The organism is Parahaemophilus parainfluenzae (assembly GCF_001055095.1).
GTDB classification, from domain to species: domain Bacteria; phylum Pseudomonadota; class Gammaproteobacteria; order Enterobacterales; family Pasteurellaceae; genus Haemophilus_D; species Haemophilus_D parainfluenzae_Z.
On sequence record NZ_JVHG01000001.1, the window covers coordinates 43,792 to 59,224 of the forward strand.

Consider the following 15,433-nt stretch of genomic DNA (forward strand, 5'->3'; position numbering starts at 1 on the left):
AAAAAACCTATACCCTATTAAGTGAAATTTATTGAAAATGTGACAAAGATCTCATAATTTTTTAACATTTCCCTTTTATCCTTGTAACATTTTTTTAACCATTCAAAAAATCTGACAAAAATACAGAAATTGTGCTAGAAAATAAATTTTCATTACAAAAGGCATAATAAAAAAATCCTTGCAAAGATTGACTTCGCCAAGGATTTTTAAGTTTAAAATAGATTAAGAGACAATATCTTTAGTTGTTTATGGAATAAGGAAGAGATTCAATTTTCAGAACTGTTCCATCTTCAGGTAAACGGAAATGCGTCCCTTCTTCTAAATCGTTGTTCATCACCACTTGTAACCATAAAACACCATCAAAATTGACCGCACTTACAATCGTACCCGTTTTACGCCAAGCCGTTTCTAACTGCATTTCTATTTCACTGCCGATTTTCGGTGTAACCGTTGTTTCCCCCGAAAGCACATACATAGCACGTTTATTGGCACCACGATATTTGGCTCGCGCGACAGTTTCCTGCCCGATATAACACCCTTTAGTAAAAGAAATCGCTTGTTCGATAGCTTGTAGATTTAATGCCTGTGGGATAAATTCATTTTGCGTTTCCGCACTCAAGCTTGGTAAGCCCGCTTGAATATCCGCACAAAGCCATTGTTTTTCATCGCCATTAAAGGTGACATCTAACGGTGTAGGATTGAGCAAAATTGCACGATTTTCATCAATATCTAATTCAATCTGCGCGTGAATTCGACCGCACTTTTCACCAATCAAGCCGACAATTTGCCAATCCAACACTTGGAAAGTGACTTTGGAAAACACCGCGTATTTTTTTAAATGATCGAGTGGAGCCAATAAAGCTTTCGGCATTAAAATCAAAAACTGCTCTGCTGAAAGCTTAATTAAGCGGAACAACGAATTCATTTTGCCTTTAGGATCGCAATGGGCTGTAAGCGTTGAAGCGCCAACTGCTAAATGCACCACATCACAAGTTAATTGACCTTGCAGATATTTCTCCGCATCGACACCAGCCACTTCTACCAAATCATAGTGGTTTAATGAAATAAATGTTGCCATGATTTTTCCTATTCAAGGTTTTGAATTTGCTCACGCATTTGTTCGATTAATACTTTTAATTCCACAGCAGAAGCGGTGATCTCTGCATTAATGGATTTTGATGCCAACGTGTTAGATTCACGATTGAGCTCTTGCATCATAAAATCTAGTTTACGACCCACTGCCCCACCTTTTTTCAAGATATTGTTGGTTTCTTTCACATGCATTTGCAAACGATCTAATTCTTCTGCCACATCCACTCGTTGCGCCAATAAAATCATTTCTTGTTCGACACGTTGTGGATCAAGTTGAATCTTCGCTTCTTCAAAACGTTGCAATAAACGCTCACGCTGCCATTGTAAAACTGCCGGCATTTGTGACCGCACTTTTTCGGCTTCCACGGTGATGCCATCAAGACGCTGTTGAATAATGGCTTGCAATTTTTCGCCTTCACGTCCACGCATTGCAATAAATTCCACCAACAATTCATCGAAAGCTGTCAACAAATCTTGACTGATGGCATCTAAATCTTGCTCAGTCGCTTCCACCACGCCGGGATAACGCAATACATCCGTTAAATTGATTTCGCCCTCACCTGCTTGCGCCTTAATCCATTGTAAAGATTGAATAACTTGATTCGCCAACTCTTTATTTAAATTGAGTTCAGCCGCTGTTTGTTTTTTGCTATCAATACGCAATGAACATTCAATTTTACCGCGAGTGAGATTTTGACGAAGTTTCTCACGCAAAGCATTTTCCAAGCCTCTAAATTGCTCTGGCAAGCGGAAAAAGTTTTCCAAATAACGTTGGTTAACCGAACGAATTTCCCAAACTGCATCGCCCCAAGCTTTCTTGATTTCAAGGCGTGCAAAAGCTGTCATACTATAAATCATAAGCGCTCTCCTACTATTGTCTCTCGTCTTAATTGATTTGGTGGCTATTTTATCGGGAAAGTGCTGTCATTTCTACCGTACATTTTGTAGAAGAATTTTGTTTCTTCTACTTTACACACTGTAAAGATTAAAATACAATCATCGTAAATTTATTATTACAATTAAAGGAAAGTAAAATGAACAAGACTGTAGGAAGTACCTTACTTGTTGCTGGAACCATGATTGGGGCGGGGATGCTGGCAATGCCGCTCACCTCTGCAGGGATTGGCTTAACGGCGACGGTTTTCTTATTAATTGGCTTGTGGGCGGTGCTCACTTTCACCGCATTGTTATTCGTGGAACTGTATCAAACCGCTGACAGTGATGCAGGGATCGGCACACTTGCTGCACAATATTTTGGTAAAGCAGGGCGAATTATTTCCACTGCTGTTTTAATTGTCTTTTTATATGCCTTAATTGCTGCTTATGTGAGTGGTGGTGGATCCTTATTAATGGATTTACTCCCTGCCATGGGCGATAAAGACACCATGAATAAGATCGCGGTACTTGTATTCACGATTTTCTTTGGCAGTTTTATTGTCATCGGTACCCACAGCGTAGATAAAATCAATCGCGTTTTATTCTTTGTGATGATTGCCACTTTTATCTTAGTGCTCGCATTAATGTTACCAAATATTAAATTTGATAACTTAATGGCGATGCCGATTGATAATGCCTTAATTATTTCTGCAAGCCCTGTATTTTTCACGGCATTTGGTTTCCACGGTTCCATTCCTAGCTTAAATAAATACTTAGACGGTAACGTAAAATCCTTACGCATTGCAATTTTAGTGGGCTCCGGCATCACATTATTTGCTTACTTTTTATGGCAGCTCTCTACGCATGGCTTACTCAGCCAAAATGAGTTCTTACAAATTTTACGTGAAGACGCCACATTAAATGGCTTAGTGAAAGCAACCTTAGAAATCACCCAAAGCCCAATTATTGCGAATGCGGTAAAAATCTTCTCCACTTTGGCGTTAGTAACCTCATTCTTAGGCGTGGCATTAGGCTTATTAGAATGTATCGAAGACTTGCTCAAGCAATCTTTTAATATTCATGCAGGGCGTATTTCATTAGGTTTAATGACCTTTATTCCACCGGTGCTTTTCTCCCTTTTCTATCCAGAAGGTTTTATTCTCGCACTGGGTTATGCCGGTCAAATGTTCGCGTTCTACGCAGTGGTTTTACCGGTAGCATTAGTTTGGAAAGCTCGCTCAATTCATCCAAACTTGCCATACCGAGTATGGGGCGGTAAAGCATTGTTAGTGCTCGTCTTAGTGCTTGGGGTAATTATTACTTCGATTCCTTTTGCCATCCGAGAGGGTTACTTACCTTTTGTTGTGGGTTAAAATGAACGAAAAAAAGATCGCACTTTTAAGGTGCGGTCTTTTTTTATTTGTTTTCATATAAATGTGTCACTAACTGACCATTCAAATATTCGCCAATATACACTTGCTCAACTGTTAGGTTCTGTTTTTCTAACTCGGCTTTAACCCAGTCTTCATCATGATCAATAATGTCTAAAATATCACCATCTAATTGTCCATCAACAATTAATGGATAACGTAAGTTATCATCGCCGTATTGAATAATCGAGAGTTGCCCATTTTGTTCGAATACCGCACGTTTAACCGTTTTGATTTCATAAATACCGGCAGCACGTAACTTAAACATGAGGTCATTAGCAGTAATACTGTTTTTCATACATTCAGCGGTTTTAACCTTACCGTTTGAAATCACCCAAACAGGTTTACCATCAATCAAAGATTTAACTAATTTGTTATGATTTTTGATAAAACGGAGGGTAAAAACCAATAATGTCCAAAGCACGAGCACGAGAGAGAACTGGAATACCCCAATACTATCGCTATAAATCACACCACCAATAATGCCACCTAGCACATAGTTTTGTACCTGATCCATCGCGGAAGTCGGTGCAAGGTTACCTTTTCCCATTAAGTTAATTTGGAGTACCAGTCCAATAATACCCATGGCCAATTTCAAGCCTAATAATGTGTAGCCATCCATTATTTATCCTCCTTATCAATCACAGTAACATTAGGGTTTACTAAGTTAATTGGGGATAAGGTATACGCTGAAAAATCATTATTAAAATGGACTTCGAAATACTGATCCCGAATATTTAAAATCATGCCGTTCGTTAATGTACGGCTATTGGTACGAATATCTTCTTTCTGTAAATTTTGACTATCTTTCACCGAATTTAAAAATGTCACCAGGCTAGAGATATCAGCTGCATAGACTTCATTTCGCTCATATTGCTTATATTGCACACCGAGCAAGAAAATAATTAATAAAAGAAAGATAATACTGAGATCGCGATATTTGGTTTGTAACCGATGACGTAAATATAAGCTTGTCACCACAAGCAATGCACCTAACGAGACAAAAATGGCGATATATTTAAAATAACCTTCAAAAGACATCGCATTTTCTAAAAAAGCAAAAGAGAAAAAAGACATTTGTCATTCCTAATTTTAAAGAGAAAAACAGGTTGCTACTGTAGCACAACGAAAACTGACTAGCTATCTTTATCACAGAAATTAAATTCGTTTTTCCGAAAAATCCCTTTTATAATGACCGCACTTTTGAAACAAAAAGAGAAAAATATGAAAGCAATTCAGCCCGAAGATCAGGGATATTGGCTGTTCACCAAAGGATCGACACTTTATTGGCAGGAAAATGATCTGCCTTTTGGATCAGCAAAAGAACTCGGCCTCACAACGCAAAAAGCAATGTTGCTCGGGAAATGGAAATCACGACCTTTATGGCTTGTGGCAGAAAATGATCAAGATGAGCGAGAATACCTTTCCTTACGGAGTTTGTTGTCCTTACCGACTGAAGATTTTCATTTGTTAAGCCGAGGCGTAGAAATCAATCATTTTTTGAAAACTCACCAATTCTGCGGAAAGTGCGGTCAAAAAGCGGAACAAACTCACGATGAACTTGCGGTTCAATGTACAAGTTGTGGCTATCGTACTTATCCAGTTATTTGCCCTTCGATTATTGTCACCGTTCGCCGTGGCACAGAGATTTTATTAGCCAACCATAAACGCCATTACACGCCTGGCAAAGCGGGGATGTACACCACGCTCGCCGGTTTTGTGGAAGTGGGTGAAACCTTCGAAGATGCGGTTCACCGCGAAGTGTTTGAAGAAACCGGCATTCGCATTAAAAATATTCGCTATTTCGGTAGCCAACCTTGGGCATTCCCTAATTCACAAATGGTGGGCTTTTTAGCCGATTACGACAGTGGAGAAATTCAACTGCAAGAAACAGAACTGCATGATGCACAATGGTTTTCTAGCGCTGCCCCCTTGCCAGAATTACCGCCAACAGGTACTATCGCACTCAAATTAATTAATGCTACGCTTGAGCTTTGCAAAGCGGAACAAAATAAATAAAGGAAAGCCCATGTCTGAATTAAAAAATGATCGTTATTTAAAAGCCTTATTACGCGAACCAGTGGATATGACCCCCGTATGGATGATGCGCCAAGCGGGACGCTATTTGCCAGAGTATAAAGCAACACGTGCAGAAGCGGGCGATTTTATGTCTCTTTGCCGCAATGCGGATTTAGCTTGTGAAGTTACTTTACAGCCACTTCGTCGCTATGCTTTAGATGCGGCTATTTTATTTTCAGATATTCTGACTATTCCTGATGCGATGGGCTTAGGATTAAGTTTCGGTGCAGGTGAAGGCCCGAAATTTGCCCGTCCAATTGAAAACAAAAGTGCGGTCGAAAATTTACCCATTCCTGACCCTGAAGGTGAACTTCAATATGTGATGAATGCTGTGCGCACAATTCGTCGTGAACTAAAAGGCGAAGTGCCATTGATTGGTTTCTCTGGTAGCCCGTGGACACTGGCGACTTATATGGTTGAAGGCGGTAGCAGCAAAACCTTCAATAAAATCAAGAAAATGATGTATGCCGAACCGCAAACTTTGCATCTTTTATTAGATAAAGTGGCGGATTCCGTGATTTTATACCTAAACGCACAAATCAAAGCAGGTGCACAAGCGGTCATGGTGTTTGATACCTGGGGCGGTGTATTAGGTCATCGTGAATATTTAGACTTCTCTCTGCAATATATGCATAAAATCGTTGATGGTTTAATTCGTGAACACGATGGTCGTAAAGTACCGGTGACTTTATTTACCAAAGGTGGCGGCTTATGGTTAGAAGCCATGGCAAATACAGGCTGTGATGCGCTCGGGTTAGACTGGACAGTGAATTTAGCGGATGCGAAAGCACGCGTAGGCCATAAAGTGGCACTACAAGGCAATATGGATCCAAGCGTGTTATATGCCCCGGCGGAACGTATTGAGCAAGAAGTGCGGTCAATTTTAGCTGATTTTGGTCAAGGCAGCGGACATGTATTTAATTTAGGTCATGGTATTCACCAAGATGTGCCGGAAAGCGCACCAAAAATCTTCGTGGATGCGATTCATGAGTTCTCTAAAGCCTATCATAAATAAGTGAGAAAAAAATGCGAAATCCGATTCACAAGCGTCTCGAAAATCTTGAAAGCTGGCAACATCTAACTTTTATGGCTTGCTTATGCGAACGTATGGCACCGAACTTTGCATTGTTTTGCCAAATGACGGAACAAAAGCCCGCAGACAAAACCTATCACAACATTTTAAACTTAGTGTGGGAGTTTCTAACGGTTAAAGAGGCAAAGATTAATTTCGAGAACCAATTAGAGAAACTTGAAGAAATCATTCCTGATGTGAATGATTACGACTTCTTTGGTGTGGTACCCGCTCTCGATGCTTGTGAAGCGCTAGGTGAATTATTGCATGCAATTATCGCGGGCGATACGCTTGAAAAAGCAATTCAAATCAGCCAAATTTCACTAGGCACCGTTTGTTCTTTGTTAGAAACACAAGAAGATCGTGATCTTTCTGAGACTGAGCTGAAAAGCCGTAAAGAAATTGAAGAAGAACTTGACCTTCAATGGCAAATCTATCGACTACTCAAAGACTGCGAAAAACGCGATGTAGACTTGATTTTATCCCTCCGAAACGAGATAAAGCAGGAGGGAATCTCCAACATTGGTATAAAAATTGAGCAATAACGTGAGATTTGTCACAATTTTTGCAAATCGGGCTTTTATTTCCCGCTCAGTTAGATTAGACTTTGCCAAGCCGTAGCAGTTAAAAGCTACGCTTATTTAAATAGAGTCAAATTTTAATTTAACAGAAGGTACAAATTTATGAACAAAACAGATTTAATCGATGCAATTGCAAGTGCAGCTGAATTAAACAAAAAACAAGCTAAAGCTGCATTAGAAGCTACTTTAGCCGCTATCACTGGTAGCCTTAAAAAAGGTGAACCTGTTCAATTAATCGGTTTCGGTACATTCAAAGTGAACAAACGTGCAGCACGTACTGGCCGTAACCCACAAACTGGTGCAGAAATCAAAATCGCAGCATCTAAAGTGCCTGCATTCGTATCTGGTAAAGCATTAAAAGACGCAATCAAATAATTTGTCTTAAAACGGATTTTAATTAAACCCTGCTTTGTCAGGGTTTTTTGTTACCTAAATTTTAGCTTTACAATCATCATTTTGCCGATATAATTCCGAACCGAAACTTATTACGGGATATAAATAATGAAACGAAACATTCAACACCGAAATACCCAACAACGCAGACATGCCATCATGCAACTTCTGCAAGAACAAGGTGAAGTCAGTGTTGAACAACTCGTACAGTTATTTGACACCTCTGAAGTGACGATTCGAAAAGATCTCACTGCATTGGAAAGTAATGGTTTCCTTCTTCGTAAATATGGTGGCGCCATTTTAATGCCACAAGAAATCATCGAAGAAGAACAAGATGATGAACTTTCGCAACGAAAGTTAGTCTTAGCAAAGGCAGCCGCAGAACGTATTCGTGATCACAACCGAATTATTGTGGATAGTGGCAGCACAACCGCTGCATTGATTAAACAGCTTAATCGCAAGCAAGGCTTGGTTGTGATGACGAATTCGCTTTCGGTGGCCACCGCATTACGTTCACTCGAAAATGAACCGACACTCTTAATGACGGGAGGCACTTGGGACACGCGTTCTGAATCCTTCCAAGGCAATATTGCCGAACAAGTGCTACGTTCTTATGACTTTGACCAATTATTTATTGGTGCCGATGGCATTGATTTAGAACGTGGTACAACAACATTTAATGAGTTGGTTCGCTTAAGCCAAGTGATGGCTGAAGTATCTCGTGAAGTGATTGTGATGGTGGAATCACAAAAAATTGGCAGAAAAATGCCAAATGTGGAATTAACCTGGCAGCAAATTGATGTGCTAATTACCGATAACAAATTATCTCAGGCTGATAAAGAAGCCATAATGGCGCAAGGCGTAGAAGTAATTTGTGTGGATGTGGCATAAAGTGCGGTCAGAAAAACAAGACTTTTAATTTTATTAAATAAGGAAAAACTATGTGTGGTATTGTTGGTGCGGTAGCACAACGTGATGTAGCAGAAATTTTAATTAATGGTTTACACCGCTTAGAGTATCGTGGTTACGACTCAGCGGGTGTTGCTGTTGTGGATCCAAACCATGAATTACACCGCGTGCGTTGCTTGGGTAAAGTAAAAGCCCTTGATGAAGCCGTTGCAGTAAAACCATTAATCGGTGGTACTGGGATTGCACATACTCGTTGGGCAACGCATGGTGAACCGTCTGAAGCCAATGCTCACCCGCATACTTCAGGCAACTTTGCTGTCGTCCATAACGGTATCATCGAAAACCACGAAGAATTACGTGAATTACTTAAATCACGTGGCTATGTATTTAATTCTCAAACTGATACCGAAGTAATTGCTCACCTTGTTAATTGGGAAATGCGTACAGCCTCAAATCTTCTTGAAGCAGTCCAAAAAACCGTAAAACAACTTACTGGTGCATACGGTATGGTTGTACTAGATCGTGAGCATCCAGAACATTTAGTGGCTGCGCGTTCAGGCAGCCCGTTAGTAATTGGTTTAGGAATTGGTGAAAACTTCCTTGCATCTGACCAACTTGCGCTCTTAAGCGTAACACGTCGTTTCATCTATTTAGAAGAAGGCGATATCGCAGAAATCACACGTCGTACCGTGGATATTTATGATGCGAATGGTCAAAAAGTAGAACGTGAAGTGCACGAATCTAACCTTGAAAATGATGCAGCCGAAAAAGGCAAATTCCGCCATTTCATGCAAAAAGAAATCTATGAGCAACCAAATGCATTAATCAACACAATGGAAGGACGTATCCTCCATAACAACGTGATTGTCGATGCTATTGGTAATGGCGCAGCAGAAATCTTAGAAAAAGTTGAACACATTCAAATTGTGGCTTGTGGTACCTCTTATAATGCAGGGATGACCGCTCGTTACTGGTTTGAAGCTCTTGCTGGAGTAAGCTGTGATGTTGAAATCGCGTCTGAATTCCGCTATCGCAAATTTGTCACTCGCCCAAATAGCTTGTTAGTGACTATTTCTCAATCAGGTGAAACGGCGGATACCCTTGCAGCACTTCGTCTTGCAAAAGAAAAAGGTTACATGGCAGCATTAACGATCTGTAACGTATCAAGTTCATCTTTAGTGCGTGAATCGGATCTTGCTTTCATGACTCGTGCAGGCGTTGAAGTTGGTGTGGCATCAACCAAAGCATTTACCACCCAGTTGGCTGCATTATTAATGTTAGTCACTGCAATTGGTAAAGTAAAAGGCAATATCTCAAACGAACAAGAAGTAGAAATTGTAAAAGCGTTACAATCACTTCCGGCTGAAGTTGAAAAAGCTCTTGCATTTGATAAAGATATCGAAGCGTTAGCAGAAGACTTCGCTGAGAAAAACCATGCGCTTTTCTTAGGTCGTGGTGAGTTCTACCCTATCGCAATGGAAGCTTCATTGAAATTAAAAGAAATTTCTTATATCCATGCTGAAGCTTATGCGGCGGGTGAATTAAAACACGGTCCATTAGCGTTAATCGATGCGGATATGCCGGTTATCGTGGTTGCACCAAACAATGAATTACTTGAAAAAGTGAAATCAAACATTGAAGAAGTGCGTGCACGTGGTGGTCAGCTTTATGTGTTCGCCGATAAAGAAGCAGGTTTCACACCAAGCGAAGGTATGAAAATCATTACCATGCCAAAAGTGAATGAAATTATTGCGCCAATTTTCTACACTGTTCCAATGCAATTATTGTCATACCATGTGGCATTAATTAAAGGAACCGACGTAGACCAACCTCGTAACTTAGCGAAATCGGTAACCGTAGAATAAAGTGCGGTTGAAAATCAGCATGTTTTAATACAAAAAAGCACAGGTTTAATCCTGTGCTTTTTGTTTAAATAAACCGATAACCGTTTTCTGTCACTTCCAAAATTGAGGCGTAATCCTTTCGCCAATCGCCTAACACAATGCGTGTGTACCCTTTTTCCTGATGGATGGCTTCTCGATGTGTATGGCCGTGAATTAATCGTTCTACGCCAAATGCCTTTACTGTTTGTGCCGTAAACGCTAAATTCACATCCATGATATCCAGCGACTTATATTGCTTATCTTGTTTACTCTTCGCGCGAATTTTCTCTGCAATTTTTAACCGCACTTTTAATGGCAAACATAAAAACAATCTTTGTCGCCATTTTTGATGCACTTTTCGGCGAAATTGCTGATATTTCACATCATCAATACACAAGGTATCACCATGACAAATTAAGGTTTTCACACCATAAAGATCAACACAATGATAGTCAGGCAATAAGATTAAACCACAATCTTGTGCAAATTTTTTCCCTACAAGAAAATCTCGATTACCATGAATGAAATAACAAGCAATGCCCTTTTCTGTCAGGTTTTTAATCAACTGTTTTACTTGTGAAATTAAAGGTGAAACTTCATCGTCACCAATCCAAAAATCAAAAAGATCGCCCAAAATATAAACCGCTTGGGCTTCTTGCGCTTTGTTTTGCATAAAATCGTTAAAAAGAGCGGTTAATTCCGGATGGGTTTCGCTTAAATGAAGATCTGCAATAAAATAAATGGGTTTCATAACTATTCCGTCATTTTTTTCATTAGATTAGCACACATTTTTGTGTAATTTGCTATACTTTCCAAAAATTTTAATTAGGTATTTTCTATGTTAAAAATCGCCAGAATTCTCATCGTTGCACTTTGTTGTATTTTAATTTGTGTGCTCGGTACGATCTATTCCTTTATTCGTTTCAAAAATCCAAGTAACGTGGGCATTATGGCTCGCTGGTTTGGTCGCCTATACCCATTATTTGGCTTAGATGTAGAACACCGCTTCCCAAAAAATAAAGAGAATATGCCGCGTTGCATTTACATCGGTAATCACCAAAATAATTTCGATATGGTAACCATCTCTTACATGGTACTCCCGCGCACAGTAAGTGTGGGTAAGAAAAGCCTGATTTGGGTTCCTTTCTTCGGCATTTTATATTGGGTGACGGGTAATATTTTCTTAGATCGTGAAAATCGTTCTAAAGCACACAGCACCATGACGGAACTTGCTCGCCGTATCAATAAAGACAACCTGTCAATTTGGATGTTCCCTGAAGGCACTCGTAGCCGTGGCCGTGGTTTATTGCCATTCAAAACAGGCGCATTCCATGCAGCGATTGCGGCTGGCGTACCAATCGTGCCCGTTGTGTGTTCGACAACCCATAACAAAATTGATTTAAATCGTTGGGATAACGGCAAGGTGATTTGTGAAATGATGGATCCGATTGATGTGTCATCCTACACAAAAGACAATGTGCGCGAACTCGCCTCTTACTGTCATGATTTAATGGAAAAACGCATCGCCGAACTCGATGCTGAAATTGCACAAGGAAAATAATATGTTGCGTCTTTCTCGTCGCCAATTATTAAAAACTACCGCAATTTCAACCGCACTTGCTGCTACACCTCAATCGGTATTAGCTGCATCCCGTGAAAAATTAACTATTCCGCCGTTGATGGAAACGAAACGTGGTCGCCCAATTATTCTTAATATGGAAGAAACCGGCTACAAATTAGATGGCTCCCATAGCGTCAGTGTATGGGGCTTTAACGGCAATTATCTTGGCCCTACTATTCGTATCAAATCGGGTTCCTTTGCAAAACTCAATTATCACAACAATTTGCCACAAAGCATTGCACTCTCTATTCAGGGATTACAAGCCAGTGGCGAATTATTTGGTGGTGCCGCAAAAGTCTTAAAGAAAGGGGAATCTTGGGCACCAATTATCCCTATAGAGCAACCTGCTGCGACTTGCTGGTATCGCTCGGCGACTCTAGCTAACTCGGCTTATCAAACCTATCGAGGCATCGTGGGGATGTGGTTAATTGAAGATGATCAAAGCTTAAAGTCACAGCTACCTCATAAATATGGCGTGGACGATATCCCATTAATCTTACAAGACATGGAATTTAATGGCGATGGATTACAATTATTTAAGCAAAATCAACCGCACTTTGTCGGTAATCGTCTTCTTGTGAATGGACAAGAATCCCCTTATCTTGATGTTCCTCGCGGCTGGGTACGTTTACGCTTGCTCAATGCCTCACTAGCAAGAGCCTATGATCTCCGTTTAGATAACGAGCAGGACATGTTACTCATTGCGAGAGATTTAGGCTTTTTACCTCAAGGTAAAGCGATCAATTCTCTTATTCTTGCACCGGGTGAGCGTGCAGAAGTACTCGTTAATTTAAGTGAAGGTGAAGGCGTATCGCTGATCTCTGGTGCCAAACGTGGTTTCTTCGACAAAATCAAAAATGTCTTCAGTTCAGGTAATGATTTTGCCGATAACACCGTTTTAGAACTTCGCCCACAAGGTGAAATCTCTGCATTCAGTAAAAAGATGAATGAATCATTCAATACTGATGCTACTGCGATGTTAGAAAGTAAAATCGCGCAAGAACGTACCTTTGAATTAGATGTGACGAATGGCTTAATTAATAAACAACGCTTTGACCCGCGCCGTGTTGATGTTTCGGCTAAAGTCGGCAGCGTCGAACGTTGGATCATCAACAGCTCGCTGCCCGTGGGTTTCACCATTCAAGGCGCAAAGTTTGTGATTGAAAGTCAAGATGACGTTAACGTCGATGTGTCGGAACTTGCTTGGAAAGACACGGTTTGGGTGAAAAAGAAAGTACAAATTTTAGTAAAATTTGAACAACCTTCGTCAAATACTCATCCCTTCTTATTTGGTTCATCCAATTTAATGCTGGCAGATATGGGATGCCTTGGTATAATGATCGTACAATAAAATAATGATATAAAAAGGAATCTAACATGAAAAAAATCTCAACATTCGCTTTAATGGCGACCTTATTCTCAACAGGCACATTTGCTGCAGCACCAGAATCAAAAGACGCAGCTAAAGATACAGCAAATGAGCCAACTATTTATCTCTCTGTGTTTGATAGAACTCAGGAGCCATCACCTGATTTAAATAAAAAAGAAACCTCTCGTTCCAATAAAACCGAGAAAGTATGTTGGCTCGCAACAGGTAATTTTGGTAAAAAAGCAACGGTAAGTGAAACCTTTAAAGCTCAAGCCCAAAGTGAATTCACCAGTTCGATTGAAAATGCAAAAGTAGTGTCATCACCAAATAAAAAACTCCATACCATCACTTATACCAGACCAACATTAGAAAATGGCAAATACATGATGAACTGCTGGACATTCGACCGCCGAGATCCAATCGGTAAATATGTGTTGACTGTCAAAATTGGTAAACACGAATTTGAAAAACAAGTTTTCTACGTGACTGAGTAAGAAAAACACTTAAAAAACGACCGCACTTATTTATATGTTTGCTGTTTTAAAACTAAAGCAAAAGACCGTCTGGAATTCAATTTTCAGACGGTCTTTCTTTTCTCTGCTTTACGGCTGATAATGAACTCATTCATCATTCAAGGAGCAAACCATGCACCAAGCACAACAAATCTTTGATTATGCGGCTAATCAATATGCGACACAGCCGGAATATCTTTGGGCAAAACATCCAGAATATGCAGTTTTGCGTCATGGCAATGCTAAAAGGAAATGGTATGCGCTTATTGGTAAAATCAGTAAAACCAAACTTGGTTTAAAAGAACAAGGGGAGACTGATTTTATCAATCTCAAATGTCCACCTGATATGGTAAGCATCTTACAGCAATCGCCTAATATCTTACCCGCCTACCATATGAACAAAACCCATTGGCTAACGATTGTGTTAGATCATGGCGTAGAAACCGAAGAAATCTTTAAGTTGTTAGATTGGAGTTACGACTTAACAAAGTAGAAGAATTTAAAAATACCTAAAAATCTGACCGCACTTTTGCTTTTCTTTACTTTAATCACGGCGAGTAAGATAATGAATAAAAACTATTATCAAAATAAGGTATTAGCCCTGATATTCAATAAGGAGATAACCATGGCAATGAATAGACGTGATTTTTTAAGAATGAGCGCAGCACTTACGGCAGCGAGTATGTCGCCTTCTCTCTTTGCTGCAACGAAAGAACAATTTACCATTTATGGCGCACCAGCCATGCCAAGTGTGACCATTGCAGTGGCGGCGGCACAAGGTAAATTAGCCAAACAAGCGGATGTCGCATTAGAGATTTGGCGTTCACCTGATCAACTGCGTGCAGGCGTGGCAAGTGGGCAATTTAAAGTGATGATGAGCCCAAGTAATGTGGGCGTGAATTTACGTAATCAAGGGCAACAAGTTGGCATGGTAAATATTCTCACCAATGGGATTACGCAGTTGATGTGCAAAGGTGGTGCCATTACTTCACCGCAAGAATTGGTGGGTAAAAAAATCCTAGTGCCATTTAAAAACGATATGCCTGACATCGTGTTGCAGGCTTTACTGAAAAAACTGAATATTGATATTAATAAAGTAGAGATCACCTATGCGGCAACACCAACTGAGGCGATTGGTTTGTTCTTGCTGAAAGATTTCCATGCTGCCATCTTGCCAGAACCGATGGCAAGCGCCGTTGTGCAGAAAGCTAAAATTGTCGGTACGGAGATTGTCCGTGGCTTCGATTTAGTGAAAGAATGGGGACAAGCGTTTAACACTAAACCACTTATTCCAATGGCAGGCATCATTGCTAACGAAGAATACTTCCAGGCACATAAGGCAGAGTTTGATCTGTTCCATCAAGATTTAAGTGATGCGTTAAACTGGGTTATGGCGAACCGTAAAAGTGCGGCTGAAATTGGTGCTAATTATCTACCAGCACCAGAAGCCGCTATTGAAATGGGCTTAGACGGTGCGCGCTTAACGGTGACCAAAGCCAGTGAACTGAAAAATGAAATCATGCAATTCTATGAAACCTTGATGGAGTTCAATCCAAAACTCTTAGGTGGTAAATTACCAGATGATAAATTCTTCTTGGCTTAATTTGAAACTGAAT

The 15,433-nt window shown here is 40.1% G+C and carries 17 protein-coding genes; 12 read left to right on the forward strand and 5 right to left on the reverse strand.

Going from position 1 to position 15,433, the window contains the following annotated elements; translation table 11 throughout:
* Window positions 1-238: 238 nt before the first annotated feature.
* Window positions 239-1,078: a folate-binding protein YgfZ gene (locus ADA56_RS00245; RefSeq protein ID WP_049368676.1), complete on the reverse strand. Its 840-nt coding sequence runs from the start codon at window positions 1,076-1,078 to the stop codon at window positions 239-241.
* 8 nt (window positions 1,079-1,086) lie between these two features.
* Window positions 1,087-1,950, reverse strand: coding sequence for a YicC/YloC family endoribonuclease (locus tag ADA56_RS00250; protein WP_049368677.1), 864 nt, complete (start codon window positions 1,948-1,950; stop codon window positions 1,087-1,089).
* A 176-nt stretch (window positions 1,951-2,126) separates the two neighbouring features.
* Between ADA56_RS00250 and ADA56_RS00255 the strand changes: the two genes are divergently transcribed.
* Window positions 2,127-3,341, forward strand: a complete 1,215-nt coding sequence (locus ADA56_RS00255; RefSeq protein ID WP_049368678.1) for an aromatic amino acid transporter — start codon at window positions 2,127-2,129, stop codon at window positions 3,339-3,341.
* A 43-nt stretch (window positions 3,342-3,384) separates the two neighbouring features.
* Here ADA56_RS00255 and ADA56_RS00260 read toward each other — a convergent pair whose 3' ends face one another.
* Both ADA56_RS00260 and ADA56_RS00265 read right to left on the reverse strand, forming a co-directional pair.
* Entirely contained in the window at window positions 3,385-4,020 is a 636-nt protein-coding gene (locus ADA56_RS00260; protein WP_049368679.1) for a DUF421 domain-containing protein, read from the reverse strand.
* Complete coding sequence (locus ADA56_RS00265; protein ID WP_049368680.1) at window positions 4,020-4,475, reverse strand: DUF3290 family protein; 456 nt, start codon at window positions 4,473-4,475, stop codon at window positions 4,020-4,022. Before ADA56_RS00265 ends, ADA56_RS00260 begins: the two co-directional genes overlap by 1 nt.
* A gap of 147 nt (window positions 4,476-4,622) precedes the next feature.
* On the opposite strand from ADA56_RS00265, the gene nudC reads away from it, so the two are divergent.
* From nudC to glmS, 6 genes are all read left to right on the forward strand, one after another.
* Window positions 4,623-5,417, forward strand: a complete 795-nt coding sequence (nudC, locus tag ADA56_RS00270) for an NAD(+) diphosphatase (protein ID WP_049368716.1) — start codon at window positions 4,623-4,625, stop codon at window positions 5,415-5,417.
* 10 nt (window positions 5,418-5,427) lie between these two features.
* Window positions 5,428-6,492, forward strand: coding sequence for a uroporphyrinogen decarboxylase (hemE, locus tag ADA56_RS00275; protein WP_049368681.1), 1,065 nt, complete (start codon window positions 5,428-5,430; stop codon window positions 6,490-6,492).
* A gap of 11 nt (window positions 6,493-6,503) precedes the next feature.
* Window positions 6,504-7,094 carry a YjaG family protein gene (locus tag ADA56_RS00280; protein WP_049368682.1) on the forward strand — a complete coding sequence of 197 codons (591 nt, stop codon included), beginning with the start codon at window positions 6,504-6,506 and terminating at the stop codon, window positions 7,092-7,094.
* A 138-nt stretch (window positions 7,095-7,232) separates the two neighbouring features.
* Window positions 7,233-7,505, forward strand: a complete 273-nt coding sequence (locus ADA56_RS00285) for an HU family DNA-binding protein (protein ID WP_005696943.1) — start codon at window positions 7,233-7,235, stop codon at window positions 7,503-7,505.
* Between the two features lie 126 nt (window positions 7,506-7,631).
* Complete coding sequence (locus ADA56_RS00290) at window positions 7,632-8,414, forward strand: DeoR/GlpR family DNA-binding transcription regulator (protein ID WP_049368683.1); 783 nt, start codon at window positions 7,632-7,634, stop codon at window positions 8,412-8,414.
* A 50-nt stretch (window positions 8,415-8,464) separates the two neighbouring features.
* Window positions 8,465-10,297: a glutamine--fructose-6-phosphate transaminase (isomerizing) gene (gene glmS / locus ADA56_RS00295; protein WP_014064713.1), complete on the forward strand. Its 1,833-nt coding sequence runs from the start codon at window positions 8,465-8,467 to the stop codon at window positions 10,295-10,297.
* A gap of 64 nt (window positions 10,298-10,361) precedes the next feature.
* Here glmS and lpxH read toward each other — a convergent pair whose 3' ends face one another.
* Complete coding sequence (gene lpxH, locus ADA56_RS00300) at window positions 10,362-11,066, reverse strand: UDP-2,3-diacylglucosamine diphosphatase (protein ID WP_049368684.1); 705 nt, start codon at window positions 11,064-11,066, stop codon at window positions 10,362-10,364.
* 87 nt (window positions 11,067-11,153) lie between these two features.
* Here lpxH and ADA56_RS00305 point away from each other — a divergent pair, with 87 nt between their 5' ends.
* The 5 genes from ADA56_RS00305 (at window position 11,154) to ADA56_RS00325 (ending at window position 15,420) form a co-directional block, all read left to right on the forward strand.
* Entirely contained in the window at window positions 11,154-11,876 is a 723-nt protein-coding gene (locus tag ADA56_RS00305; protein WP_049368685.1) for a 1-acylglycerol-3-phosphate O-acyltransferase, read from the forward strand.
* A gap of 1 nt (window position 11,877) precedes the next feature.
* Window positions 11,878-13,287 carry a multicopper oxidase domain-containing protein gene (locus ADA56_RS00310; protein ID WP_049368686.1) on the forward strand — a complete coding sequence of 470 codons (1,410 nt, stop codon included), beginning with the start codon at window positions 11,878-11,880 and terminating at the stop codon, window positions 13,285-13,287.
* Between the two features lie 26 nt (window positions 13,288-13,313).
* On the forward strand, window positions 13,314-13,799 hold the full coding sequence (locus ADA56_RS00315; RefSeq protein ID WP_049368687.1) for a hypothetical protein: 486 nt from the start codon (window positions 13,314-13,316) through the stop codon (window positions 13,797-13,799).
* Window positions 13,800-13,950: 151 nt separating this feature from the next.
* Entirely contained in the window at window positions 13,951-14,310 is a 360-nt protein-coding gene (locus ADA56_RS00320; protein WP_049368688.1) for an MmcQ/YjbR family DNA-binding protein, read from the forward strand.
* A gap of 132 nt (window positions 14,311-14,442) precedes the next feature.
* A complete protein-coding gene (locus tag ADA56_RS00325; RefSeq protein ID WP_049368689.1) occupies window positions 14,443-15,420 on the forward strand; it encodes an ABC transporter substrate-binding protein in 978 nt (325 codons plus the stop codon).
* Window positions 15,421-15,433: the final 13 nt, after the last annotated feature.